This window comes from Klebsiella sp. K-Nf6 (assembly GCF_002806655.1).
In the GTDB taxonomy this organism is placed as follows: Bacteria; Pseudomonadota; Gammaproteobacteria; order Enterobacterales; family Enterobacteriaceae; genus Klebsiella; species Klebsiella variicola.
In genome coordinates this window covers 26,726-49,318 of the sequence record NZ_PIBN01000006.1, presented here as the reverse complement: position 1 = coordinate 49,318, position 22,593 = coordinate 26,726, and the positions used below count along the sequence as shown (strand labels likewise).

At 56.7% G+C, this 22,593-nt stretch carries 25 protein-coding genes, 1 tRNA gene and 1 pseudogene; 10 read left to right on the top strand and 17 right to left on the bottom strand.

Annotated features, from left to right (window positions below):
- Nucleotides 1–436 precede the first annotated feature (436 nt).
- The 3 genes from arsC to CWM61_RS11950 are packed head-to-tail and all read right to left on the bottom strand — an operon-like array spanning nt 437 to nt 2,543.
- The gene (gene arsC / locus CWM61_RS11960) at nt 437–859 is read right to left on the bottom strand and encodes a glutaredoxin-dependent arsenate reductase (protein ID WP_074387627.1); all 423 of its coding nucleotides are present in this window, start codon (nt 857–859) and stop codon (nt 437–439) included.
- Nucleotides 860–868: 9 nt separating this feature from the next.
- Entirely contained in the window at nt 869–2,161 is a 1,293-nt protein-coding gene (locus CWM61_RS11955) for an arsenic transporter (RefSeq protein WP_100631287.1), read from the bottom strand.
- Between the two features lie 52 nt (nt 2,162–2,213).
- Nucleotides 2,214–2,543 carry a metalloregulator ArsR/SmtB family transcription factor gene (locus CWM61_RS11950; RefSeq protein ID WP_074387625.1) on the bottom strand — a complete coding sequence of 110 codons (330 nt, stop codon included), beginning with the start codon at nt 2,541–2,543 and terminating at the stop codon, nt 2,214–2,216.
- Between the two features lie 219 nt (nt 2,544–2,762).
- Between CWM61_RS11950 and CWM61_RS11945 the strand changes: the two genes are divergently transcribed.
- Together CWM61_RS11945 and CWM61_RS11940 are read left to right on the top strand one after the other, a co-directional pair.
- Nucleotides 2,763–3,056 carry a YciI family protein gene (locus tag CWM61_RS11945; protein ID WP_061153370.1) on the top strand — a complete coding sequence of 98 codons (294 nt, stop codon included), beginning with the start codon at nt 2,763–2,765 and terminating at the stop codon, nt 3,054–3,056.
- Nucleotides 3,057–3,082: 26 nt separating this feature from the next.
- Complete coding sequence (locus CWM61_RS11940; protein WP_100631286.1) at nt 3,083–3,655, top strand: DUF1349 domain-containing protein; 573 nt, start codon at nt 3,083–3,085, stop codon at nt 3,653–3,655.
- 6 nt (nt 3,656–3,661) lie between these two features.
- Here CWM61_RS11940 and CWM61_RS11935 read toward each other — a convergent pair whose 3' ends face one another.
- Together CWM61_RS11935 and CWM61_RS11930 are read right to left on the bottom strand one after the other, a co-directional pair.
- Entirely contained in the window at nt 3,662–3,937 is a 276-nt protein-coding gene (locus tag CWM61_RS11935) for a hypothetical protein (protein WP_100631285.1), read from the bottom strand.
- A 170-nt stretch (nt 3,938–4,107) separates the two neighbouring features.
- Nucleotides 4,108–5,007 carry a LysR substrate-binding domain-containing protein gene (locus CWM61_RS11930; protein WP_100631284.1) on the bottom strand — a complete coding sequence of 300 codons (900 nt, stop codon included), beginning with the start codon at nt 5,005–5,007 and terminating at the stop codon, nt 4,108–4,110.
- Between the two features lie 138 nt (nt 5,008–5,145).
- Between CWM61_RS11930 and CWM61_RS11925 the strand changes: the two genes are divergently transcribed.
- The 3 genes and pseudogenes from CWM61_RS11925 (at nt 5,146) to CWM61_RS11915 (ending at nt 6,925) form a co-directional block, all read left to right on the top strand.
- Nucleotides 5,146–5,454, top strand: coding sequence for a superoxide dismutase (locus tag CWM61_RS11925; RefSeq protein ID WP_100631283.1), 309 nt, complete (start codon nt 5,146–5,148; stop codon nt 5,452–5,454).
- A gap of 2 nt (nt 5,455–5,456) precedes the next feature.
- Complete coding sequence (locus tag CWM61_RS11920; RefSeq protein ID WP_100631282.1) at nt 5,457–6,020, top strand: NAD(P)H-dependent oxidoreductase; 564 nt, start codon at nt 5,457–5,459, stop codon at nt 6,018–6,020.
- A gap of 102 nt (nt 6,021–6,122) precedes the next feature.
- Nucleotides 6,123–6,925, top strand: a pseudogene (locus CWM61_RS11915) (carboxymuconolactone decarboxylase family protein).
- A 362-nt stretch (nt 6,926–7,287) separates the two neighbouring features.
- Here the strand turns inward: CWM61_RS11915 and CWM61_RS11910 are convergent.
- Complete coding sequence (locus tag CWM61_RS11910) at nt 7,288–8,217, bottom strand: LysR family transcriptional regulator (RefSeq protein ID WP_100631281.1); 930 nt, start codon at nt 8,215–8,217, stop codon at nt 7,288–7,290.
- A 129-nt stretch (nt 8,218–8,346) separates the two neighbouring features.
- Here CWM61_RS11910 and CWM61_RS11905 point away from each other — a divergent pair, with 129 nt between their 5' ends.
- Nucleotides 8,347–9,735 (top strand): MFS transporter, encoded by a 1,389-nt coding sequence (locus CWM61_RS11905; protein ID WP_100631280.1) that lies wholly within the window; start codon nt 8,347–8,349, stop codon nt 9,733–9,735.
- Between the two features lie 164 nt (nt 9,736–9,899).
- Here CWM61_RS11905 and CWM61_RS11900 read toward each other — a convergent pair.
- A tRNA-Gly gene (locus CWM61_RS11900) sits at nt 9,900–9,973 on the bottom strand.
- An 80-nt stretch (nt 9,974–10,053) separates the two neighbouring features.
- Complete coding sequence (gene actS, locus CWM61_RS11895; protein WP_061153362.1) at nt 10,054–10,767, bottom strand: amidase activator ActS; 714 nt, start codon at nt 10,765–10,767, stop codon at nt 10,054–10,056.
- 278 nt (nt 10,768–11,045) lie between these two features.
- On the opposite strand from actS, the gene idi reads away from it, so the two are divergent.
- Entirely contained in the window at nt 11,046–11,600 is a 555-nt protein-coding gene (gene idi / locus CWM61_RS11890) for an isopentenyl-diphosphate Delta-isomerase (RefSeq protein ID WP_061153361.1), read from the top strand.
- A 229-nt stretch (nt 11,601–11,829) separates the two neighbouring features.
- On the opposite strand, the gene lysS is transcribed toward idi, so the two are convergent.
- The 5 genes from lysS to xerD form a co-directional block, all read right to left on the bottom strand.
- Complete coding sequence (gene lysS / locus CWM61_RS11885; protein WP_061153360.1) at nt 11,830–13,347, bottom strand: lysine--tRNA ligase; 1,518 nt, start codon at nt 13,345–13,347, stop codon at nt 11,830–11,832.
- A gap of 9 nt (nt 13,348–13,356) precedes the next feature.
- Nucleotides 13,357–14,455 (bottom strand): peptide chain release factor 2 gene (gene prfB, locus CWM61_RS11880; protein ID WP_100631279.1). Its coding sequence is split into 2 segments (ribosomal slippage): nt 13,357–14,379 and nt 14,381–14,455, totalling 1,098 coding nucleotides; the frame shifts between segments, so codons are not numbered across the junction.
- A gap of 85 nt (nt 14,456–14,540) precedes the next feature.
- Nucleotides 14,541–16,274 carry a single-stranded-DNA-specific exonuclease RecJ gene (gene recJ, locus CWM61_RS11875; protein WP_074387616.1) on the bottom strand — a complete coding sequence of 578 codons (1,734 nt, stop codon included), beginning with the start codon at nt 16,272–16,274 and terminating at the stop codon, nt 14,541–14,543.
- 5 nt (nt 16,275–16,279) lie between these two features.
- Nucleotides 16,280–16,993: a bifunctional protein-disulfide isomerase/oxidoreductase DsbC gene (gene dsbC / locus CWM61_RS11870; protein WP_074387615.1), complete on the bottom strand. Its 714-nt coding sequence runs from the start codon at nt 16,991–16,993 to the stop codon at nt 16,280–16,282.
- A 22-nt stretch (nt 16,994–17,015) separates the two neighbouring features.
- Nucleotides 17,016–17,912: a site-specific tyrosine recombinase XerD gene (gene xerD / locus CWM61_RS11865; RefSeq protein WP_043876074.1), complete on the bottom strand. Its 897-nt coding sequence runs from the start codon at nt 17,910–17,912 to the stop codon at nt 17,016–17,018.
- A gap of 100 nt (nt 17,913–18,012) precedes the next feature.
- Between xerD and fldB the strand changes: the two genes are divergently transcribed.
- The gene (gene fldB / locus CWM61_RS11860; protein WP_008806427.1) at nt 18,013–18,534 is read left to right on the top strand and encodes a flavodoxin FldB; all 522 of its coding nucleotides are present in this window, start codon (nt 18,013–18,015) and stop codon (nt 18,532–18,534) included.
- Between the two features lie 6 nt (nt 18,535–18,540).
- Here the strand turns inward: fldB and CWM61_RS11855 are convergent, their stop codons facing one another.
- Both CWM61_RS11855 and sdhE read right to left on the bottom strand, forming a co-directional pair.
- Nucleotides 18,541–18,951, bottom strand: a complete 411-nt coding sequence (locus CWM61_RS11855; RefSeq protein WP_002916310.1) for a protein YgfX — start codon at nt 18,949–18,951, stop codon at nt 18,541–18,543.
- Nucleotides 18,932–19,198: an FAD assembly factor SdhE gene (gene sdhE / locus CWM61_RS11850; RefSeq protein ID WP_043520925.1), complete on the bottom strand. Its 267-nt coding sequence runs from the start codon at nt 19,196–19,198 to the stop codon at nt 18,932–18,934. Before sdhE ends, CWM61_RS11855 begins: the two co-directional genes overlap by 20 nt.
- 245 nt (nt 19,199–19,443) lie before the next feature.
- On the opposite strand from sdhE, the gene ygfZ reads away from it, so the two are divergent.
- Complete coding sequence (gene ygfZ, locus CWM61_RS11845) at nt 19,444–20,427, top strand: tRNA-modifying protein YgfZ (protein WP_100631278.1); 984 nt, start codon at nt 19,444–19,446, stop codon at nt 20,425–20,427.
- A gap of 177 nt (nt 20,428–20,604) precedes the next feature.
- Here the strand turns inward: ygfZ and trhA are convergent, their stop codons facing one another.
- Complete coding sequence (trhA, locus tag CWM61_RS11840; RefSeq protein ID WP_061153356.1) at nt 20,605–21,264, bottom strand: PAQR family membrane homeostasis protein TrhA; 660 nt, start codon at nt 21,262–21,264, stop codon at nt 20,605–20,607.
- A 163-nt stretch (nt 21,265–21,427) separates the two neighbouring features.
- Complete coding sequence (gene yqfB, locus CWM61_RS11835) at nt 21,428–21,739, bottom strand: N(4)-acetylcytidine aminohydrolase (RefSeq protein ID WP_074387613.1); 312 nt, start codon at nt 21,737–21,739, stop codon at nt 21,428–21,430.
- Between the two features lie 50 nt (nt 21,740–21,789).
- Between yqfB and CWM61_RS11830 the strand changes: the two genes are divergently transcribed.
- The gene (locus CWM61_RS11830) at nt 21,790–22,518 is read left to right on the top strand and encodes a MurR/RpiR family transcriptional regulator (RefSeq protein ID WP_061156320.1); all 729 of its coding nucleotides are present in this window, start codon (nt 21,790–21,792) and stop codon (nt 22,516–22,518) included.
- Nucleotides 22,519–22,593 lie beyond the last annotated feature (75 nt).

The window sequence follows — 22,593 nt, the reverse complement described above, 5'->3', positions numbered from 1 at the left end:
ATAATTTGTTTGCCTTAACATCAACTACAAGAATTTTTAACCATTTGATAACCACGCAATGGTTTTGTCCAGCCCCACACCCTCTCTTTTTAGATGAAAACTCGACAAACATCTAGTTTTACAGATTTAACGCTCGCAAAAACGCAAACGACGTTGACTTTATATTTTCAGGCCAAAAACGAAAATTATTAATTAAAAACAATATGTTAACTGATTATCAAAGGACACAGACAGCCGGTTAAGACGGGGAAGATAACGGCAGGAAGAGTAAGGGAAATGAGCGTAATGATGAAGAAATGGCGTTAAGCGCCAATATTGCTTAGCAATGCGGACCTCTCCCTCGGGAGAGGTCCGGGCTTTGCCCGGGGAACATTCCGCCAGGCCGGGACAAAAACGACATGCAGAGGATGATGGAGGCCAGCGGCTAAAGCCGGCGCTATTTCACACGCTGCCCCGTGGCATCAATGACTTGCTCACCGTCTTCCTTAACGAACGCGCCTTTTTGCGGCGCGGCCAGGATCTCCAGCACCACCTCTGACGGGCGGCAGAGTCGAGTGCCCCGCGGCGTCACCACGATCGGACGGTTAATCAGGATCGGATGCAGAAGCATAAAGTCGATTAACTGATCGTCAGTAAACCGATCGTCCGCCAGCCCCAGCGCGTCGTAGGGTTCAACGTTTTGCCGTAGCAGCGCACGTACCGGAATGCCCATCGCGGCAATCAGCTGGCGCAGCACATCACGCGACGGCGGCGTCTCCAGATAATAGATAATGGTGGGCTCGGCGCCGCTGTTGCGGATCAGCGCCAGCGTATTACGCGAGGTCCCGCACTCCGGGTTATGGTAAATGGTGATGCTCATAGCACGTTCTCATGGCAGGTTGAAGGAGAGACGCAGCGCCAGCGCAGCCAGCGTCACAAGCAGCACCGGCAGGGTCATGGTGATGCCGCAGCGAAAATAATACCCCCAACCGATGGTGATGTGCTTTTGCGCCAGCACATGCAGCCAGAGCAGCGTGGCCAGGCTACCAATCGGCGTGATCTTGGGCCCCAGATCGCAGCCGATGACGTTGGCATAAATCATGGCCTCTTTGATCGTCCCTGTGGCCGCGCTGCCATCAATCGACAGGGCGCCGACCAGCACGCTGGGCATATTATTCATTATTGAAGAGAGGAAGGCCGACAGGATACCGGTGCCCAGCGTCGCGGCCCAGAGCCCGCGCTCCGCCAGCATGTTCAGCACCGTGGTCAGATAATCCGTTAACCCGGCGTTTCGCAGGCCATACACCACCAGATACATTCCCAGCGAGAAGATCACGATCTGCCAGGGGGCGCCGCGTAGCACCTTGCTGGTGTTAATCACCCGTCCGCGCTTCGCGATAGCAAACAGGATCCCCGCTCCCGGCGCCGCGATGGCGCTGACCGGGATCCCCAGCGGGTCAAGAACGAAAAAACCGACCAGCAACAGCAGCAGCACGCCCCAGCCGGTGCGGAAGGTCGCCGGATCTTTTATCGCCGTGACCGGCGCTTTCAGTAACGCCATATCCCAGGCTGGCGGGACATCCTTGCGGAAGAACAGGTGCAGCATCGCCAGGGTGGTGAGGATCGCCGCGAGATCGACCGGCACCATCACCGAAGCGTACTCCCTGAAGCCGATGGCGAAGAAATCTGCCGAAACGATATTCACCAGATTCGACACCACCAGCGGCAGGCTGGCGGTATCGGCAATAAATCCGGCGGCCATGACAAAGGCCAGCATCGTTCCCTTGCTGAATCCCAGCGCTCGCAGCATGGCAATCACGATAGGGGTGAGGATCAGCGCCGCGCCGTCGTTGGCAAACAGCGCCGCCACCGCGGCGCCGAGCAGGATAATCCAGGTAAACAGCAGACGACCCCGCCCTCTTCCCCAGCGGGAAACGTGCAGCGCGGCCCATTCAAAAAAGCCAGACTCATCAAGCAGCAGGCTGATAATGATAACGGCGATAAAGGTGGCGGTCGCATTCCAGACGATATGCCACACCACCGGGATATCGGCTAGTTGTACTCCACCGGTGGCCAGCGCCAGCGCCGCACCAAAGGCCGCGCTCCAGCCGATCCCTAAACCCCGCGGCTGCCAGATCACCAGCACCAGGGTCAGGACAAAAATCGCACCTGCCAGCAACATTCTTCCTCCCGCCAATCACATTCGAAAAAACAGATATGTTTAGATAAAATTTTTACTGACAACCCGCCCCGCCAGCCAGTCTGCTGACCATCAGCCGCACATCGTCTTGCTGACTGAGCCAGGCCTGCTCTATCACCTGCGCCGCCCAGGCTGGCATCTGCGGAGAGAGGCGGTAATAGACCCATTTACCCTGTTTACGATCCAGCAGCAATCCGCTCTCCCGCAGCATCGCCAGATGGCGAGAGATCTTGGGCTGGGACTGGGCGAGCGCCGTACAGAGATCGCAAACACACAGCTCTCCACGCGCCTTGAGCAGCAATACGATCCCCAGCCGGGTTTCATCGGCGAGGTTTTTGAACAGTTGCAGGGGCAATAAAGACATGATTTCTCCTCAAGCGTGACGGACAGCATACGGAACCACCAATAAAGATCAATATACATTCGTAAAAACATATGTGTTATTTCACGCCTGCGATAAGCCTCTATTAAGTGGCTACACGCCATCCCTTGCGCAATAGCACGGAATAATGCCGCGCTTTCTTTTATCCCTCATCGAAATGTGTCAGGCTGGAGATCCCATCGGATTGACAGGGTTTTCAGGATGAGTACGATTTATGTGGTTGTTTTAACGTATATAAAACCGCTCGAAGAGGTGGATGATGCCATTCCCGCGCACGTCGAATGGCTCAAAAAAGGCTATGCTGACGGCCTCTTTCTCGCCTCTGGCCGCCGCCTTCCCCGCACCGGCGGGGTGATTCTGGCGAAATGTGACAGCCGGGAAATTCTGGAATCGCGTCTGAGTCAGGACCCCTTCCAGCAGCTGGGTCTCGCCCGTACAGAAATTATTCCCTTTGAGGCCAGCATGGCGTCACCCGCGCTGCAGTCACTGTTATAGGTCGTCTGAACGGTTCCGGAGGATAAATGCAGCCGTCATTTCACTGGATCAATGAACCTGCCGAATGGCGCTGCACTTCCGGCGGTCTGACGGTGGTCACCGATAAGCATACCGACTTCTGGCGCCATACCTGGTATGGCTTCGAGCGCTTCTCTGGCCATCTTTACGCTGCTGAGGTGGAAGGCGATTTTACCCTGCAGGCAAAAATATGTGCGGATTTCACCACGCTTTACGACCAGGCCGGGCTGATGATGATGGCGGACGAGCAGACCTGGCTGAAGGCGGGAATTGAATTCAATGACGATGCCCCGGCCATCGGCAGCGTACTGACGCTGAATCACTCCGACTGGGCCACCGGGCTTTTTCCCGGCGACCCACGCACCTTCTGGCTGCGGCTGACCCGCAAAGGCGATGCGTTAAGGCTGCAATATTCGACTGACGGCGAGCGCTGGCCGCTGCTGCGTCTGGGCTACTTTCCGCCAGGCCCGGTGAAAGCGGGCGTCATGTGCTGCTCACCGGAGCGTGGCGGACTGGCGGTTGAGTTTCAGGATATTCAGCTTTCCCCGCCATCAGACAAAACGCTGCACGATCTGAGCTGAGCGGCGCTAGCGGGAGGACCTGACTTTCTCTGCATCCTGGGTGCCAGGATTGCAGGGTTCGCTGGTGCCAGGCAGGTAAAAATGGCCGTGCTTATCAGGATCGGTGCCACCCGGGCACCCTGCCCGACCCGAGGAATTATCGCTATCGCCGCCGTTCGAACCGTTGCCGCCGTCGGCGCCAGCTATTACCGACTGCCCGTTATGGCCACCGTGAACGCCCTGCGCTGCACTGGCCGAAAACGCCACCAGCGCGAACATACAGACCATGAAGCGTCTGCCCATTGCTGCCTCTCCCTTATTGATATTCCCCGTCCATCGCGTTGACGATGGGATGAGCCGTTGCACGGCAAAATGCACCGCGATAAAAACGCGTTATCCGCAGGGAGTATAGGGTTAAGACTGAGAGAAAGACAGGGCCGGTGCCTTCAGACATTTCGCACGCAAAATAGCCTCTATTCCGCGGTATGCGCTATCAGAAAATCAATCAGGGCTTTCACTCTTTTCGTTCTGCCCGCGTTTTTCGGGTAATAGAGATAAACTGGCGGGTAGGTTTTCCAGTAGTCTTCCATCACCGGTATAAACTGTTCTCGATCGGGCTGAAGCCGCCAGATGGGTTCAAATAAGCGGCCAATCCCCAGTCCATGGCGGATACCATCTGCCATGACGTCAATGTCATTGCTGATTAACTGTCCGGGCATCTCGACGGTCAGTTGCTCGCCGTGGTCATTGAGGATCAGCGGCAGGATGCGGTTGTTGGTAATAAAGCGATAGCCAATCAGCCGGTGAGGGTTGAGGTCGGCGGGCACCTCGGGCACGCCATATTCGGCAAGATAGGCTGAGGAGGCATACAACCCTTCTCGAAACGGTTTCATTAATGGGCGGGCAACCACTCCGCCTTCAAGAATATCGCCAAAGCGGATCCCAAGGTCGAAACGTTCTTCAATGATATTAACGGTACCGTCATAGACCGATATTTCCAGCTGGATCCCCGGATATTGCTGACAGAATGCCGCCATCGCCGGTTTCAGAATGAGCAGGTAGGCAAAGCGCGAGAGGGTAATTCTCACCGCCCCGGAGGGTTCCTGATTCTGGTCGCGGAGGCTCTCCAGCGATGTTTCCAGGACCTCCACCGCCGCAGCGGTTTGCTCCAGCAGCTGCTGTCCGGTTTCCGTCAGCTCAATTCGCCGGGTGGTGCGCACAAAAAGGGGGTGGCCAATGTGCTCCTCCAACAGCTTGAGCGCATTGCTGACTGACGGCGGCGTGATTTCTAATTTCCTCGCGGCGGCCGAGATATTGCCTTCGCGCGCAATGCTCTGAAAGATGCGTATCTGATTATAAAGGGCGTTATTCATAGCATCTCCTTAAGCCAACCTCGCCTGATTATTAAGTACAGGCTAAATATTCTTAAGTCAATGACCGCCTAATCTTCGCCAGCTGTGGCTCGTATACTTTTGGCTCTTCCCGCTGATAACTGAATTCTGGAGACCATCATGCGAATTTTATGTCTGGATATTCCCGCGACCGGCGCGACGCTGGAACACTATGCGCCGCATCTTACCGCGGAAGCCCTGCATGCCTGGGGACTGTATAAGTCTGGCTTTATCCGTGACATTTATTTCCGTCAGGACAGACCCGGCGTCGCTATTTTCCTCGAATGCGACACCGTGGAAGAGGCGAATAACGTCATGGCCGAATTTCCGCTGGCAAAAGCGGGTTTATTAACCTTCGAGTGTATTCCACTCGGCTCGTTTATGAGCTGGGAAAATCTCTTCTCAGCCGAATTTAAACAACAGGAGTAACGATGGGAACGCCTCATATCCTTGTCATTTCCGGGCATCCGGATCTCAATCTTTCCATCGCTAACGCCACCATCCTCGACGAAGTGGCGACCGCCCTGCCCGACGCGGAAATCCGCCGTCTGGACTGGCTCTATCCGCACGGCAACATCAACATCACCGCAGAGCAGGAAAGCCTGCTCAGGGCCGATGTGATTGTCTGGCAGTTTCCTTTTTCCTGGTATGGGCTGCCCGGGTTAATGAAACAGTGGCTGGACGAGGTCTTTGTTCACGGCTTTGCTCACGGCTCAACGGCGAAACTGGGCGGTAAAAAGCTCCTTCTCTCTTTCACTACCGGGGCACCGCAGGCGCTCTACACCACTGACGGTTTCTTTGGCCACGCCATTGAAGAGTACCTCCTTCCTTTCGAGACCACGGCCAGGCTGTGCAATCTTGAGCTGCTGGCACCGGTTTATACCTGCGGCATCAGCTACGCCGACCGGGATGCCGACAAAATCGCCCAGCAAAAGGCGCGTGCCCAGGAACACGCGGCCAGACTGATCGCGCAGCTTAAATCCCTGGCCGAATAAACTAAAGCAGCAAATGAAGATGCCGTTGATGGCGCTAAATCTTCTGCAAAGCAAAGGCATGGGTGCAGTCGTTTTTCGTTCTTTGAGCAGGGAGAATAAAACATGAAAAGGGCGATTGCCTCGGCGGCCATGTCGCTTGTGCTGTCTGATTTTGCTTATGCCAACGAAAAAGAGATCAAATGATGATGAAAATACCCCCTTCCACTCTTTCGGACGCTGACATTCACGCGGTCTCCCCGGCGCTGGCACGCTTTGGCCGTGAAGCGATGACCAACGACCTCTGGCAACGTGACGCCCTGTCTGCCCGCGACCGCAGCATCGTGACTGTGGCCATGCTGATTGCCCGCAACCAGCCAGGCGAGCTTAAGCACTATATTGAAGTCGCTCTCGATAGCGGCGTAACGCCAGCGGAAGTATCAGAGATCATTACCCATCTGGCGTTCTACTCAGGTTGGCCCAATGCGATGTCAGCCGTCAGCGTGACCAAAGCGATCTTTGCAGCCCGCGACATCACGACAGAGGCCCTGCCCGCCGCCTCGCCGACACTGCTGCCACTCAATGAACAGGTAGAGAAACAGCGTGCAGAGACCGTGGAGAAAAATGTCGGCCCCATTTCGCCTGGCCTGGTTAAATTTACCGCCGACCCGCTGTTTCTCGACCTCTGGCAACGGCCCGCGCTTACGCCCCGCGACAGAAGTCTGGTGACGGTCAGCGCGTTAATCGCCGCCGGACAGAGCGCGCAGATTGGCTACCACCTAAACAGAGCCATGGATAATGGGCTTTCGGCTGAAGAGGCCGGAGAAGTGGTCACCCAGGCGGCGTTCTACGCGGGATGGCCAAATGCGTTTACCGCCGCCCCGGTGGTCGGCGAGGTATTGCGAGCGCGCGAGAGCAAAGCTGAATAAAAAAGAATAAAGGACAGGAAAGCTGTCCTTTATTTATCGTTAATTGTTAATTTAAAGGTAGAACGAGGGCTTTCGATTAAATCTCGCGGAAAGGACATAAACGGTCTATCGACGCGTGGAGACTTCGATCGTGAGTCTGTTCACATCACTCATTGAGAAAATTTCCGTTCCGTATGCCGTCATGAGTCTCATCCTTTGAAAGCAGCGATCGCTGTGGTGAGACGGTAGCGCGGACATGTCTATTTGGTCAGAGATGGACATCTCAATTTAGCTACTACACCGCTACTTCGCTCAATGCATTTTATCTTAAATATCAATGAATTGTATTATTAACTTAACATAAGTTGATGTTATAGCAATCGCTATACAGGCTCCTTAGTCATGACTGACCTCCCCACACCGCATATCGCAAGAATTTGCTCTCTCAGCCAGCGGTGACCGGGGTCGCGTTCCATTCTTGGGTGCCACATCTGCGATACCGTAATACGACGGCTTTTGAACGGCAGCTCGAAAACATGTACCTGGTCCGTTACCTGCTGATTGAGTAAATAGAGTGCGGGTATCATGGCGATAAGATCCGATTCCAGCGCCACGGACAGTGCCGTCGGAAATCCCGGTACGACGCTCGCAATTTTACGTTTTGTCCCCAGTTCGGCCAGCGCATCGTCAACGGATCCGTGCAACGCGCCCTCGGGTGACGCTACCACATGGCCCCAGGCGACATAATCACCCACGCCTATTTCTGCCTGCCTAGCCAGCGGGTGCCCTTTACGCACGACGCCAACAAACCGATCCTCAAACAGTCGTTGCAGCCGTATTTCTGGCCCCATATTACTCTGAACGCCAATCTCCAGATCAACCAGCCCTTCCCGAAGATAGCGCGACGTTTTTTCCGGCTTTGGCGCGAAGCGTATACAGACGTCCGGCGCGGCGTCGGCAACCGCGGCTATGAGCGCAGGCCCAAACGCCACCACAAAACCATCGTTTGCCCTGATGGTAAAAAGACGCGCCAGACTTCTCGCGCAGAACGTTTCCGTTGAGGGCTGCAATACCGCCCTGGCCTCGTGCACTGCACGCCTGGCGCGATCCCGGGTCGCTTCGGCCCACGGAGTCAGTACCATGTTACGCCCGGCGCGCACCAGGATCGGGTCTCCTGTGACATCGCGTAACCTGCTTAATGTCCGGCTCATGGCCGAGGTGCTGAGGTTCAGACGACGTGCCGCACCTGCGACACTCGCTTCACTCAGCAATATGTCGAGTGCTACCAGCAAATTAAAATCGGGATCAGACATCACCCTTCCTCCCGGCACATTAAGATAAGGCGTTTGATGCAACAATAAAGTGAAAATAGTGCGTCTTCCGCCCAGTAAAAGCCATCTTTATAGTTTTGTCATCCATACACTCTTCTCAGAGGACAAATGATGACGCTCTTTTCCAGTCAACCCGGCGACGAAGGACTGCCTGGCCCGGCGCGCGCACGGGTGATGGCCGCAATAATGACCACCACCTTAATGGGCGTGTTTGATGGCACCATGATCAACATTGCCCTGCCCTCAATGGCTCAGGAGATGCAGGTACCTGCCAGTATTGCCGTCTGGTTCGCCAACGGATATCTGCTGGCGGCTGCGATGACGCTGGCGATATTCGCGGCGCTTGCGGCCCGCCTGGGTTATCGCCCCGTATTTCTGGCGGGTCTGACGACCTTTACCCTGACATCACTGGGTTGCGCGCTGGCGAATAAGCCCGAAGTGCTTATCGGTATGCGCGTGCTTCAGGGGATCGGCGGCGCGGCGACGCTGAGTATTGCCCCCGCAATACTCAGGTCCGTATTTCCCGGACGATTACTTGGCCGCATTCTGGGGTTCCATGCCCTGCTCATTGCCTCCAGCTCCGCTATCGGCCCGGTATTGGGCGGTACGATCCTTCACACCCTGAGCTGGCAATGGCTGTTTGCGATAAACGTTCTTCCCGGCACCCTCGCCTTACTGCTGGCGGTCAGAGCGCTGCCGCGGGATGCGATCCGTATGCAGGCGCCCTTCGACACCCTGGGCGCCATATTGTCGGCACTGCTGTTGGGTTCGACGATCATGGCGGCGAACAGCCTCCAGGACGCTACTTATCAATTCGGCAGCCTTTGCTGGATGGTTCTCGCTGCGCTGAGCGGCATGGCTTTTATCTGGCAAATCCGCCGCACGGGTCATCCCATACTACCGCCGACCATGTTTAAAAATGAACGTTTTACCCTCGCGGCCTTCACGTCGATGATTGCTTTTGTCAGCCAGGGGATCACCTTTATTGCGCTGCCCTTCCTGTTTCAGAGCGAATACGGCTACAGTCCGGTGATGTCTGCCCTGCTGTTTACGCCGTGGCCATTAGGGATCGTGCTGATTGCGCCGCATGCAGGCCGTTGGGCGGACACGATATCAGCCCCGGCGATATCCACCCTGGGGCTGGTGATTTTTGTCGTCGGTTTGATCCTGCTGGCGACGTTACCCGCCGGCCCTTCAATGTGGGATATCTGCCTGCGAAGTCTGGTGTGCGGAATAGGGTTTGGCTGCTTTCAGAGTCCCAATAACCGGGAAATGCTCTCAAACGTTATTCGTGAGCACGCGAGTTATGCGTCCGGTGTTTTATCCATTATGCGCACTTTCGGACAGTGCCTGGGTGCCGCCGCCGTAGGCGTTCTGCTGGCAGCAGATGAAAGGTTAATTCATGTTGCGCTGTGGATCGCCGCCGCGGCCTCTGCGGTATCGGTCGTCGTCAGCGCGAGCCGGTTGCGTAAAATCACTCATCCTGCGGAAACAGGATAAATGCGAAAATATCACTAAACGCTACTCCAGCGCCAACAGCGCAAGACGCTGATCCCGCAACCAAAGTGGAGTCCTCCGTCGGAGTTCAATAGACTAACAGAAAGCTATAACCGCTGATTTATCTAGGGAAAATTGAGTTGGGTAGACTTCAGGAGACTTGAGTTTGGAGCGGGCGAAGGGAATCGAACCCTCGTATAGAGCTTGGGAAGCTCTCGTTCTACCATTGAACTACGCCCGCGAAGAGGTGCGAGAAGCATTATAGCCCTTACGCACCCTGTGACAAGCCCGCCGGATGCTGACTGGCGATAAAATAACCTTTTAGCACTTAGGTTTACTGCCCTGCGGCGGCAGATAGCGCAGCGGATCGATGGCCGTCGCCCGATAGCGGATCTGGAAATGCAGGCGCACTGAATCAGCATCCGTACTGCCCATGGTGGCAATTTGCTGGCCGGCCTTCACGCTCTGGCCATTATTCACCATCAGCTTATCGTTGTGGGCGTAGGCGGTGATGTAATCCTCACTGTGCTTAATCATGATCAGGTTGCCATAGCCGCGCAGCTGGTTGCCGACGTACACCACCTTGCCCGCCCCGGCGGCATACACCGGCTGCCCGCGTGTCCCGGCAATATCAATGCCCTTATTGCCGCCATCGGCGGTGGAATAAGGCAGGACCACTTTGCCACTGGTCGGCCAGCGCCAGCAGCGCTGTCCCACCGGCGGCCAGGAGGATTGAGGTACCGCAGAAGAAGGGGTGACCGCCGCAGTACGCGTAGAGGAAGACTTTTTCTTCGTCGTCTTTGACGCGCCGCTACCGTTAAGCTTCAGCTTCTGCCCCACCTCAATGGTGTAAGGCGGAGAGATGTTATTCAGGCGAGCCAGATCGCGAACGCTGGTGCCGGTGGTGCGGGAGATGCCATACAGGGTATCGCCACGCTTGACGGTGTAGGTCGCACCGGAATCGGAGGTGCTGGAGCAACCGACCAGCACCAGGCTTGCCACCAGCATCAGTGTCATATAAAAGCGTTTCATCATCAGGCATCCTGCACTTAACACAACCACTTACCTCGCAACCAGGGCGATTATCATACCAGTCCGCGGCGCAAGGCGTCATCCCTGATGGCTAACAGATGCCCCTCAGGCATCGCATGCGGCCAGCGACGGAAAGATTCACGCCCGTACCACGCGTCGTGAGCCCAGCCTCCAGGGCTTGTTTTGGTAATGCCTTTCTCCCATTTATGGGCTACCCTAGTGGCCTGAGTACATGACCCGGCGGGTTTGTGCCGGGTCATTTTTTATTTTCAGGAGTCGTCATGGCCGGGGAACACGTCATTTTACTGGATGAGCAGGATCAACCTGCCGGTATGCTGGAGAAGTATGCCGCCCACACGCTTGATACCCCTTTGCATCTCGCGTTTTCCTGCTGGTTGTTTAATCAGCAGGGTCAGTTTCTGGTCACCCGTCGTTCGCTGGGCAAAAAAGCCTGGCCCGGTGTGTGGACCAACTCAGTCTGCGGACACCCCCAGCAGGGCGAGACCTTCGAGCAGGCCGTCACACGCCGCTGTCGTTTCGAGCTCGGCGTGGAGATCGCCGATATCGCGCCGATTCACCCGGCCTTCCGCTACCGGGCGGTCGCCCCGAACGGTATCGTTGAGAACGAAGTATGCCCGGTGTATGCCGCGCGCGTAGTGAGCGAAGTGCAGCCTAACGATGATGAAGTCATGGACTATCAGTGGGTTGACCTGCCAACCATGTTAAGCGCGCTGGCCGCTACGCCGTGGGCGTTTAGCCCGTGGATGGTGCTGGAAGCCGAAAACCAGGACGCCCGCCAGGCGCTGATCGATTTCGTTGCGCATCTGCGCGCGTAAGCTGACTATTCTCGCAGCTGCCCCCCTACCTGTCATCATTGCCTGGCGGCGCTACGCATGCACAGGCCTACGGTTCTGCGCCGTTACGTAGCCCGGATAAGGCGTTTACGCCGCTATCCGGGATCCCCCGGCTTGCGCTGCGCTGAGCCGGGCTACGCCAGGCTTCGGACCTCACATCAGACATAAAAAAACCCGGCAAGCCGGGTTTTTTGTCTTTCGCGAGACGCGATTATTTCTGCGGACGCATCGCCGGGAACAGGATCACGTCGCGGATGGTGTGGCTGTTGGTGAACAGCATGACCATACGGTCGATACCGATACCCAGACCAGCGGTCGGCGGCAGGCCGTGTTCCAGCGCGGTGACGTAGTCTTCGTCGTAGAACATCGCTTCGTCGTCGCCAGCAGCTTTCGCATCAACCTGATCCTGGAAGCGCTGCGCCTGGTCTTCGGCGTCGTTCAGCTCGCTAAAGCCGTTACCGATCTCACGACCGCCGATGAAGAATTCAAAGCGGTCGGTGATTTCCGGGTTCTCATCGTTACGGCGCGCCAGCGGAGAAACTTCTGCCGGATATTCGGTGATGAAGGTCGGCTGAATCAGATGCGCTTCCGCCACTTCTTCGAAGATCTCGGTCACGATACGGCCCAGACCCCAGCTCTTCTCAACTTTAATGCCGATGGACTCAGCGATCGCTTTCGCGGAATCGAAGTTATCCAGATCCGCCATCTCGGTTTCCGGACGGTATTTCTTGATCGCTTCACGCATGGTCAGTTTTTCGAACGGCTTGCCGAAGTCGAACACCTGGTCACCGTAAGGCACGGCGGTGTTACCGAGGATATCCTGCGCCAGGGTGCGGAACAGGGATTCGGTCAGCTCGATCAGATCTTTGTAATCCGCGTACGCCATATAGAGTTCCATCATGGTGAACTCTGGGTTATGACGAACGGAAATCCCTTCGTTACGGAAGTTACGGTTGATCTCGAAGACGCGTTCGAAGCCGCCAACCACCAGACGCTTGAGGTACAGTTCCGGCGCGATACGCAGATACATGTCCAGATCCAGCGCATTGTGATGGGTGATGAACGGACGCGCGGAAGCGCCGCCCGGGATCACCTGCATCATCGGGGTTTCCACTTCCATAAAGCCGCGGCCAACCATGAACTGACGGATACCCGCCAGGATCTGCGAACGCACTTTGAAAGTATTGCGGGATTCATCGTTGGAGATCAGATCGAGGTAACGCTGACGATAGCGCGCTTCCTGATCCTGCAGGCCGTGGAATTTGTCCGGCAGCGGGCGCAGGGCTTTGGTCAGCAGACGCAGCTCGGTACAGTGAATAGACAGCTCGCCGGTTTTAGTCTTGAACAGCTTACCGCGGGCGGCGATGATGTCGCCGAGATCCCATTTTTTGAACTGGTCGTTATAAACGCCTTCCGCCAGGTCATCACGCGCGACGTACAGCTGAATGCGGCCGCCAACGTCCTGCAGGGTAACGAAAGACGCTTTACCCATGATACGACGGGTCATCATGCGGCCAGCAACGGCCACTTCAACGTTCAGCGCTTCCAGCTCTTCGTTTTCTTTCGCATCGAAGTCAGCGTGCAGTTGGTCAGAGGTATGGTCACGACGGAAATCGTTCGGGAAAGCGACGCCCTGCTCACGCAGCGCAGCCAGCTTCTCACGGCGGGTTTTCAGTTCATTATTAAGGTCAATTGCCGCGTCAGCGCCCTGTGCTTGTTGTTCAGACATGTTGGTTCCTCATAACCCTGCTTTCAAACTTGCTTCGATAAATTGGTCCAGGCTGCCGTCGAGCACCGCCTGAGTGTTGCGGGTTTCCACCCCGGTACGCAGATCTTTAATACGCGAGTCGTCCAGCACGTAAGAGCGGATCTGGCTGCCCCAGCCGATGTCGGACTTGTTGTCTTCCATCGCCTGCTTCTCGGCATTTTTCTTCTGCATTTCCAGCTCATAAAGCTTCGCTTTCATCTGCTTCATGGCCTGGTCTTTGTTCTTGTGCTGTGAACGGTCGTTCTGGCACTGCGTCACTAAGCCGGTCGGAATGTGGGTGATACGCACCGCGGATTCCGTACGGTTAACGTGCTGACCGCCCGCGCCGGATGCGCGATAAACGTCAATGCGCAGATCCGCCGGGTTGATTTCGATATCAATATCGTCATCCACTTCCGGATAAACGAACGCCGAGCTAAAGGAGGTATGACGACGGCCGCCGGAATCGAACGGGCTTTTACGCACCAGGCGGTGAACACCGGTTTCCGTACGCAGCCAGCCATAGGCGTAATCGCCAATGATTTTGATGGTCACGGATTTAATGCCCGCGACTTCACCTTCGGATTCTTCGATGATTTCGGTCTTAAAGCCGCGTGCTTCCGCCCAGCGCAGGTACATGCGCGTCAGCATGCTGGCCCAGTCCTGGGCTTCGGTGCCGCCAGAACCGGCCTGAATGTCGAGGTAGCAATCGGCGCTGTCGTATTCGCCGGAGAACATGCGGCGGAACTCAAGCTGCGCCAGCTTCTCTTCCAGCCCGTCCAGCTCAGCAACCGCTTCGTTGAAGGTCTCTTCGTCTTCGGCTTCAACCGCCAGCTCCAGCAGACCAGCCACGTCTTCCAGCCCCTGGGACATCTGATCCAGGGTATCCACGATGGCTTCCAGGGAAGAACGCTCTTTACCCAGCGCCTGGGCGCGTTCCGGTTCGTTCCAGACGTCCGGCTGTTCCAGCTCGGCGTTTACTTCTTCGAGACGCTCTTTCTTGGCATCGTAGTCAAAGATACCCCCTAAGAACGTCGGAGCGCTCCGTGAGGTCCTGAATGCGGTTTTTTACCGGATTTATTTCAAACATGGTCGGTTTCTTTTAATGGATTTGTCAAAATGCGGTGATAAGAGCGGAATTCTACCGGATTCGCGCCCTTATTCATACACTGTTGTCAATTTGGCCAGAGGTGATCGATGATCAGCTGCAGGCTGCGGTTGCCGCGGAACTCGTTGATGTCGAGCTTGTAGGCTAACTGCACTTCGCGCACGCCGTTGTCCGGCCAAATGGAAGTATCAACGTTGAAAGCAATACCGTCCAGCAGCGGGCCGCCGCCAACCGGTTCGACCATCACTTTCAGGTGACGCTCGCCTACCAGCCGCTGCTGCAGCAGGCGAAAACGGCCATCAAACAGCGGTTCCGGGAACATCTGCCCCCATGGTCCGGCATCGCGCAGCATCTGCGCCACTTCCATGCTCATCTCCGCCGCTGCCAGCGGGCCGTCGGAGACCACCTCGCCCTGCAATAATGCCGGATCCAGCCATTCGGTCACCAGCTCGCCGAAGCGCTGCTGAAACTCCTCAAAGCGCGCCTCTTCCAGCGATAAGCCCGCCGCCATCGCGTGGCCACCGAACTTCAGGATCAGCCCCGGATAGAGCGTATCCAGGCGCTCCAGCGCATCGCGCATGTGCAGCCCCTGAATGGAGCGTCCGGAGCCTTTGAGCGTGCCGTCGCCGGTAGGCGCAAAAGCGATAACCGGGCGATGGAAGCGCTCCTTAATCCGCGAGGCGAGAATGCCGACTACCCCCTGATGCCACTGCGGATGATACATCGCCAGCCCGCCGGGCAGGGTGTCGCTGCTGCGCTCCAGTTGCTGACACAAGGTCAACGCCTCGGCCTGCATTCCCTGCTCAATCTCTTTGCGCGTCTGATTAAGCGCATCGAGCTCGTTGGCTAACACGCGCGCTTCGCCGATGTTATCGCACAGCAGCAGCGCCACGCCGACGGACATATCGTCCAGCCGCCCCGCCGCGTTCAGGCGCGGCCCGAGGGCGAAACCGAGGTCGCTGGCGGCCAGTTTTTGCGGATCGCGGTTGGAAATTTCCAGCAGCGCTTTAATGCCTGGGCGACATTTACCGGCGCGAATACGGCTTAATCCCTGCCAGGTCAGAATGCGGTTATTGGCATCCAGCGGCACGACGTCCGCGACGGTGCCAAGCGCCACCAGATCCAGTAGCTCAGCCAGGTTTGGCGCGGCGATACCGCGGGCGTCGAACCAGCCTTTATCGCGCAGGAAGGTACGCAGCGCCAGCATCAGATAGAACGCCACCCCGACCCCGGCCAGTGATTTCGAGGGGAAATCACACTCGCGCAGGTTAGGGTTAACGATGGCCTCGGCCGCCGGTAGCGTCTCGCCCGGAAGATGGTGATCGGTCACCAGCACCGGAATGCCCAGCGCATGGGCATGGTCGACGCCGGCATGTGACGAAATGCCGTTGTCGACGGTCATGATCATCTGCGCGCCACGGGCGTGCGCCTGATCGACCACTTCCGGGCTTAAGCCGTAGCCGTCTTCAAAACGGTTCGGCACCAGATAGGAGACGTTGCCGTAGCCCAGCGCACGTAAGGCGAGCACGCTGAGCGCGGTGCTGGTGGCGCCGTCGGCGTCAAAATCGCCGACCACGACAATGTGCAACCCATTCTCGAAAGCGTCGTGCAGCATCTCAACCGCTTTTTCAACACCGGTGAGCTGCGTCCACGGCAGCATGCCTTTGACGCTGCGCTCCAGCTCCTGCGCACTGCGCACCCCGCGGCTGGCGTACAGCCGCTGCAGCAGCGGCGGCAGGTCGGCGGGGAGATCGACGCCGTCAACCGCCTCACGGCGGCGTAGTTGTATCTGTTGTTTCACGCGAATCAGTTACCGCTTGTCTGTTTTTTATGCTCGTCGAGGAACGCTTTCAGCGCTTTCGGCCCCTGATAGCCCGGCAACACCATACCGTTGCTGAGGACCATCGCCGGGGTACCGTTGACGCCCATCTGCACGCCGAGTGTGTAATGTTTGGCGATATCCACGCTGCAGCTTGCCGGCTGTACGCCTTTGCCGTTCATAGCGTCATCCAGCGCTTTGTTGCGATCTTTCGCGCACCAGATGGCTTTCATGTCCTGCTCGGCCTGGCTTTGCAGCCCCTGGCGCGGGAAGGCCAGATAGCGCACGGTAATGCCCAGCGCGTTGTAGTCGCTCATCTGCTCGTGCAGTTTATGGCAGTAGCCGCAGGTGATATCGGTAAAGACGGTAATGACGTGCTGCTCCTTCGGCGCTTTATAGACAATCATCTCGTTGCTCAGCGCGTTCAGCTTACCGACCAGCAACTGGTTGGTGACGTTGACCGGCTGCGCGCCGCTCACATCGTACATCGGCCCCTGGATGATGTGTTTGCCATCGTCAGTGACGTACAGGACGCCGCTGTCGGTCAACACCGTGCTCATCCCGGAAACCGGCGACGGTTGGATATCGGTACTCTGCACACCCAGCTTCGCCAGCGACTGTTTGATCGCCGCGCTATCGGCATGCGCCGCGCCGGAAAGCGAGGCCGCCAGCAGAGTGAACATCAATAAACCTTTTTTCATACTCAGTCCTTTTGTTCAGCACTCACGCCCGCGGGTGGTGCTGTTGATGAAGTTGTCGCAGACGCTCGGTCGCCACGTGGGTGTAGATCTGCGTGGTGGAGAGATCGCTGTGTCCTAACAGCATCTGCACCACGCGCAGGTCGGCGCCGTGATTGAGCAAATGCGTGGCGAAGGCATGGCGTAATACGTGCGGGGAGAGCTTCGCGCTGTCGATCCCCGCCAGGACGGCATAGTGTTTAATGCGGTGCCAAAAGGTCTGGCGCGTCATCTGCTGCGCGCGCTGGCTGGGAAATAATACATCCGACGCCACGCCGTTCAGCAGCCACGGGCGACCGTATTCGAGGTAATTTTCCACCCACATTACCGCCTCTTCGCCCAGCGGCACCAGCCGTTCTTTGTTGCCTTTACCAATGACCCGCAACACGCCCTGACGCAGGCTGATATCGCTCATCGTCAGGCCAACCAGCTCCGAGACGCGCAGGCCGGTGGCATACAGTACCTCCAGCATCGCCTTATCGCGTAATTCCAGCGGTTGCTCCACCAGCGGCGCCTGCAGCAAGCGTTCAACCTGCGCCTCGCTGAGATCTTTCGGCAACCGCTGCGGCAGCTTCGGCGAAGCCAGCAGCGCGCTGGGATCGTCCGGGCGAATTTTCTCCCGATACAGATGCTGGAAGAACCGGCGCACGGCGCTGAGCAACCGCGCGGTGCTGGTGGCTTTGTAGCCGCCGGACTGCCGCTCGGCCAGCAGCGCCTGCAGATCGTCGCTGCCGACGCTTACCAGCGACAGGCCGCGATGGTGCAGCCACTCGACTAACATCGTCAGATCGCGACGGTAGGCGCTGAGCGTATTCTCCGCCAGATTCCGCTCCAGCCAAAGGGCATCGAGAAACTGTTCGATTTGTGCCAGATCCTGTTTCACATCGGCCTCTTTGTTCGTTATACGGTCTCATTATGCCTTAAGAGGCCGCCTTTCTGGTACACTGGGCGCAATTCACGGCAAGAATTGAGACGTTTACGCGATGAATATAGGTCTTTTTTACGGCTCCAGTACCTGCTACACCGAAATGGCTGCGGAGAAAATCCGCGATATCATCGGCCCCGAGCTGGTGACGCTGCACAATCTGAAAGACGATTCCCCCGCGCTGATGAGCCAGTACGACGTACTGATCCTCGGCATCCCGACCTGGGATTTCGGCGAAATTCAGGAAGACTGGGAGGCGGTCTGGGAGCAACTGGATACCCTGGACCTGGAAGGCAAAATCGTCGCGCTGTACGGCATGGGCGATCAGCTGGGCTATGGTGAATGGTTCCTTGACGCACTGGGCATGCTGCACGACAAGCTGGCGACCAAAGGCGTGAAATTTGTCGGCTACTGGCCAACCGAAGGCTATGAGTTCACCAGTCCAAAACCGGTTATCGCCGATGGCCAACTGTTCGTTGGCCTGGCGCTGGATGAAACCAATCAGTACGACCTGAGCGACGAGCGCATCCAGAGCTGGTGCGAGCAGATCCTCGGCGAAATGGCCGAACACTTCTCCTGACGCCGCTTACTCCTGCGCCGGTTTTTGCAGCACCAGCCGGCGCAAATCTCGCCATTCTCCGGCATCCATGCTATCCGCCGCCAGCCACAAATGCTGCCCGCGCCGGGTATCGACATGGCGTAACCGCAGCAGCATACCGCTATTGATGACCCACGGGGTCCCGAGGATCTCCCATTCGGCGTTTTGCCAGCGAAGACGGGAATCGGTGAGCAGTTTTATCTCTCCGCGACGGGCATGGATCCGCCGCTGGCTGCGCACGCAGTCAAACACCACCAGCGACAACAGCAGCAGCCAGATCGGGGTGTAGCTCAGCGGCCAGGGGACCAGCAGCACCAGCGCCGCCACAACGCCGTGGAGCAGCAGGGAAAACCACTGCGCGCGCCAGGAGATACGGAGATCAGATTGCCACAGGACCACGTTCCCGATTCCGTGTCTGAATTAAGGTTACCATCCGCTGCAGCTCCGCATCGGCCGGTTTGCCGTGGTTCATCAGCCAGTTGAACAGATCCGGATCGTCATTTTCCAGCAGGCGAATGAACAGCTGTTTGTCAGTATCGCTGAGCGTATCGTACTCATACTCAAAGAACGGCATGATGGAGATGTCGAGTTCGCGCATCCCGCGGCGGCATGCCCAGTGGATACGTGCTTTATTGTTAATGTCCATGTTGACCTTCCAGCAGCAAAATATAGGTTAGTTTAACCCGTTTTATGCCGTAACTTTACAGGAATATCGCTGAATGCGAGCATCATTCCATAAAAACCATAAAATAATGATGGGCTTATTGATTCCCTGCGTCAGGCGGCTGTCTCACGCCAGCGCACAAATGGCCTGTTGAAAGCACTTGCAATGCACTATAGCTCTTTTACCATTGGTCACACACACTGCGTTAAGCGATTCAGGATATGACTATGGCTTTTACACCTTTTCCTCCGCGTCAGCCTTCCTCTTCCGCTCGTCTGCCGTTAACGCTGATGACCCTGGATGACTGGGCGCTGGCGACGATTAGCGGGCCGGATAGCGAAAAATATCTGCAGGGCCAGATTACCGCCGATGTGAGCAGTCTCACCGATGCTCAGCATCTGCTTGCCGCCCACTGTGACGCCAAAGGCAAGATGTGGAGCAACCTGCGCGTGTTCCGCCGCGACGGCGGCTTCGCATGGATCGAGCGCCGCAGCCTGCGCGACGTGCAGCTGACCGAACTGAAAAAATATGCCGTCTTCTCTAAAGTCACCATCGCCGCCAACGACGATCTGGTCCTGCTGGGGGTGGCCGGCTTCCAGGCGCGCGCCGCGCTGGCGCCGTTGTTCGCCGCCCTGCCCGACGCGGCCACCCCGGTGGTCAGCGAAGGCGCCACCAGCCTGCTGTGGTTTGACCATCCGGGCGAACGCTTCCTGCTGGTGACTGATGTCGACACCGCTAACCGTGTTACCGACGCGCTGCGCGGCGAAGCACAGCTCAACAACAGCCAGCAGTGGCTGGCGCTGAATATTGAAGCCGGTCTGCCGGTTATCGACAGCGCCAACAGCGCGCAGTTCATTCCGCAGGCGACCAACCTGCAGGCGCTGGGCGGTATCAGCTTCAGGAAAGGCTGCTACACCGGCCAGGAAATGGTCGCGCGGGCGAAATTCCGCGGCGCCAATAAGCGCGCGCTGTGGACGCTGTCAGGGACCGCCAGCCGGGTGCCGGAAGCCGGGGAAGATCTGGAGCTGAAAATGGGCGACAACTGGCGCCGCACCGGGACGGTGCTGGCGGCGGTTCAGCTGGATGATGGCCGTCTGCTGGTGCAGGTGGTGATGAATAACGATATGGAGCCGGACAGCGTGTTCCGCGTGCGCGACGATGCCGGCAGCCTGCGCATCGAACCGTTGCCCTATTCGCTGGAAGAAGAGTAGTAAGGCGTCATGATTCCCGGCTTGCGGCGCTTGCGCCTTAGCCAGGCTACCAGGCCGCAGAATGTCAGCGCCACCGTGGGATTTCCAGGTCGCAGAGTATCGTAGCCACGGTAAGCGTAGCGCCACCGTGGAAGTAGTCAGAACGAGTCACCCAAAAGCCCCTGTTGGGGCTTTTTGTCAGTGTTGACCGATGTAAAGATAGATCGCCAGGAAGTGACACACGCTTCCGCCGAGCACGAAGCCGTGCCAGATAGCGTGGTTATAGGGAATGCGTTTGCAGACGTAGAAGATGACCCCAAGCGAGTACACCACCCCGCCGACCGCCAGCAGCGTTACGCCGCCCACCGCCAGCTTCACTGCCAGCTGATAGACCACGATAAGCGACAGCCAGCCCATGGTCAGATAAGTCACCAGCGACAGAATTTTAAAGCGGTGCGCGATGGTCAGCTTAAACAGGATCCCCAGCAGCGCCAGGCTCCAGATGACGATCATCAGCCCCTTCGCCAGCGGTGAATTCAACCCCACCAGCAAGAACGGCGTGTAGGTCCCGGCAATCAACAGGTAGATAGCGCAGTGGTCGAACTTTTTCAGCCACTGTTTCGCCCGCTGATGCGGGATAGCGTGATAGAGCGTGGAGGCGAGGAACAGCATAATCATGCTGCCGCCGTACAGGCTGTAGCTGGTGATCGCCGTTGCGCTGGCGTTCGTGTCTACCGCCTGCACCAGCAGCAACACGAGGCCGACAATACCGAACACCAGCCCGATCCCGTGACTGATACTGTTGGCAACTTCCTCTGCCAGAGAATATCCCTGAGTGATTAATGGTTTGCGCACCATATTTGACTCCGTGAAAACAAGAACGCTTTCATTGCCCACTTAGGGTAACTGAGAATGATTCCAGTGAACACCTGTTAGCTAAAATAAAACGATGTATATTTGTAAATACATTAAAATCATAATGTTACAATATTATTTCAACTAACAGCTGTGCTGCTTTTATTTAAAGGCGTTTGAATTCAATAACATAAAACCGTTCTTCCGTAGGATAGATTTCCCTAATCACCTGCCGCAGTTGTTCGAGGGTCATATTCTCCTGCCGGGCATGCTGTTCAGTTAGCGTATCGAGCGTCACCGTCGAGGTGGCGGTCACGGCGATGGTGCAAAAATAGCCGTCATCTTCATAGCGCCCAACGCGCAGGACGTCACCCGGTTTAAAATGCGATTCCGCCGCATCGCGGATGGTAATCGTTTTGCGCCCGGCGAGGATGTCGTCCTGAAAGCGCTGAAAAAAGGTAATGTCATTGGCCTGCATGATATAATTCCGTCCTGGTCATTATGAATTGTGAGTTCGCCACTGTGAGTATGTTCTCCCACGCCGCTGTCGCCAGTCTCAATAATCTTGAGATGATGGTCTACCACTACGTCATTAAGAATCGTGACAAAGTGATGTACATGACCATCCGCGAACTGGCCGAAGCCGCCGGGGTCTCCACCACCACCGTGTTGCGCTTCTGCCGCAAACTGCAGTGCGAGGGCTACTCTGAATTTCGCGTACGCTTTAAATTATATCTTGAGCAGAATGAGCCTCAACAGGCAAATATCGGCGCCAGCGAAATAATGAGCTTTTTTAAAAGCGTCAATAATGACGAGTTCGATGCGTTACTCGAACAGGCGGTCGATATTATTCTCGCCTCCGAACGTATTATTTTCGTCGGTGCCGGCACCTCCGGCGCGCTGGCGAAATATGGCGCACGCTTCTTTTCCAACGTCGGTAAATTCAGCAACCATATTGACGACCCCTATTTCCCGGTAACCAATGATATGGCCCGTAACGCGCTGGCGATCGTGCTTTCCGTCTCCGGCGAAACCGAAGAGATCCTGCGCTTCGCCAGCCAGTTCAGCCTGCACCGCTGCAAGGTGATGTCGATTACCAGCCACGAGCATTCGCGGCTGGCGAAACTGGCTGATTTCAATCTCTCGTGGCACGTGCCGCAGACGCGTATTGGCGGCGTCTACGATATTACGACGCAAATTCCGGTGATCTATATCCTTGAATCGCTGGGACGTAAATTAGCGCGCAAAATCAGCTAAAAATAACAGCCTGTTTTTTCGATGTAACATATTACGTTTGGCGGGATTTGTTATATCGTGACATTCAATTTCGCT

Excerpts from the sequence above, each read along its gene's own strand:
- arsC (WP_074387627.1), bottom strand. The coding sequence starts at position 859 with ATGAGCATCACCATTTACCATAACCCGGAGTGCGGGACCTCGCGTAAT.
- CWM61_RS11955 (WP_100631287.1), bottom strand. The coding sequence starts at position 2,161 with ATGTTGCTGGCAGGTGCGATTTTTGTCCTGACCCTGGTGCTGGTGATC.
- CWM61_RS11950 (WP_074387625.1), bottom strand. The coding sequence starts at position 2,543 with ATGTCTTTATTGCCCCTGCAACTGTTCAAAAACCTCGCCGATGAAACC.
- CWM61_RS11945 (WP_061153370.1), top strand. The coding sequence starts at position 2,763 with ATGAGTACGATTTATGTGGTTGTTTTAACGTATATAAAACCGCTCGAA.
- CWM61_RS11940 (WP_100631286.1), top strand. The coding sequence starts at position 3,083 with ATGCAGCCGTCATTTCACTGGATCAATGAACCTGCCGAATGGCGCTGC.
- CWM61_RS11935 (WP_100631285.1), bottom strand. The coding sequence starts at position 3,937 with ATGGGCAGACGCTTCATGGTCTGTATGTTCGCGCTGGTGGCGTTTTCG.
- CWM61_RS11930 (WP_100631284.1), bottom strand. The coding sequence starts at position 5,007 with ATGAATAACGCCCTTTATAATCAGATACGCATCTTTCAGAGCATTGCG.
- CWM61_RS11925 (WP_100631283.1), top strand. The coding sequence starts at position 5,146 with ATGCGAATTTTATGTCTGGATATTCCCGCGACCGGCGCGACGCTGGAA.
- CWM61_RS11920 (WP_100631282.1), top strand. The coding sequence starts at position 5,457 with ATGGGAACGCCTCATATCCTTGTCATTTCCGGGCATCCGGATCTCAAT.
- CWM61_RS11910 (WP_100631281.1), bottom strand. The coding sequence starts at position 8,217 with ATGTCTGATCCCGATTTTAATTTGCTGGTAGCACTCGACATATTGCTG.
- CWM61_RS11905 (WP_100631280.1), top strand. The coding sequence starts at position 8,347 with ATGACGCTCTTTTCCAGTCAACCCGGCGACGAAGGACTGCCTGGCCCG.
- actS (WP_061153362.1), bottom strand. The coding sequence starts at position 10,767 with ATGATGAAACGCTTTTATATGACACTGATGCTGGTGGCAAGCCTGGTG.
- idi (WP_061153361.1), top strand. The coding sequence starts at position 11,046 with ATGGCCGGGGAACACGTCATTTTACTGGATGAGCAGGATCAACCTGCC.
- lysS (WP_061153360.1), bottom strand. The coding sequence starts at position 13,347 with ATGTCTGAACAACAAGCACAGGGCGCTGACGCGGCAATTGACCTTAAT.
- dsbC (WP_074387615.1), bottom strand. The coding sequence starts at position 16,993 with ATGAAAAAAGGTTTATTGATGTTCACTCTGCTGGCGGCCTCGCTTTCC.
- fldB (WP_008806427.1), top strand. The coding sequence starts at position 18,013 with ATGAATATAGGTCTTTTTTACGGCTCCAGTACCTGCTACACCGAAATG.
- sdhE (WP_043520925.1), bottom strand. The coding sequence starts at position 19,198 with ATGGACATTAACAATAAAGCACGTATCCACTGGGCATGCCGCCGCGGG.
- ygfZ (WP_100631278.1), top strand. The coding sequence starts at position 19,444 with ATGGCTTTTACACCTTTTCCTCCGCGTCAGCCTTCCTCTTCCGCTCGT.
- trhA (WP_061153356.1), bottom strand. The coding sequence starts at position 21,264 with ATGGTGCGCAAACCATTAATCACTCAGGGATATTCTCTGGCAGAGGAA.
- yqfB (WP_074387613.1), bottom strand. The coding sequence starts at position 21,739 with ATGCAGGCCAATGACATTACCTTTTTTCAGCGCTTTCAGGACGACATC.
- CWM61_RS11830 (WP_061156320.1), top strand. The coding sequence starts at position 21,790 with ATGTTCTCCCACGCCGCTGTCGCCAGTCTCAATAATCTTGAGATGATG.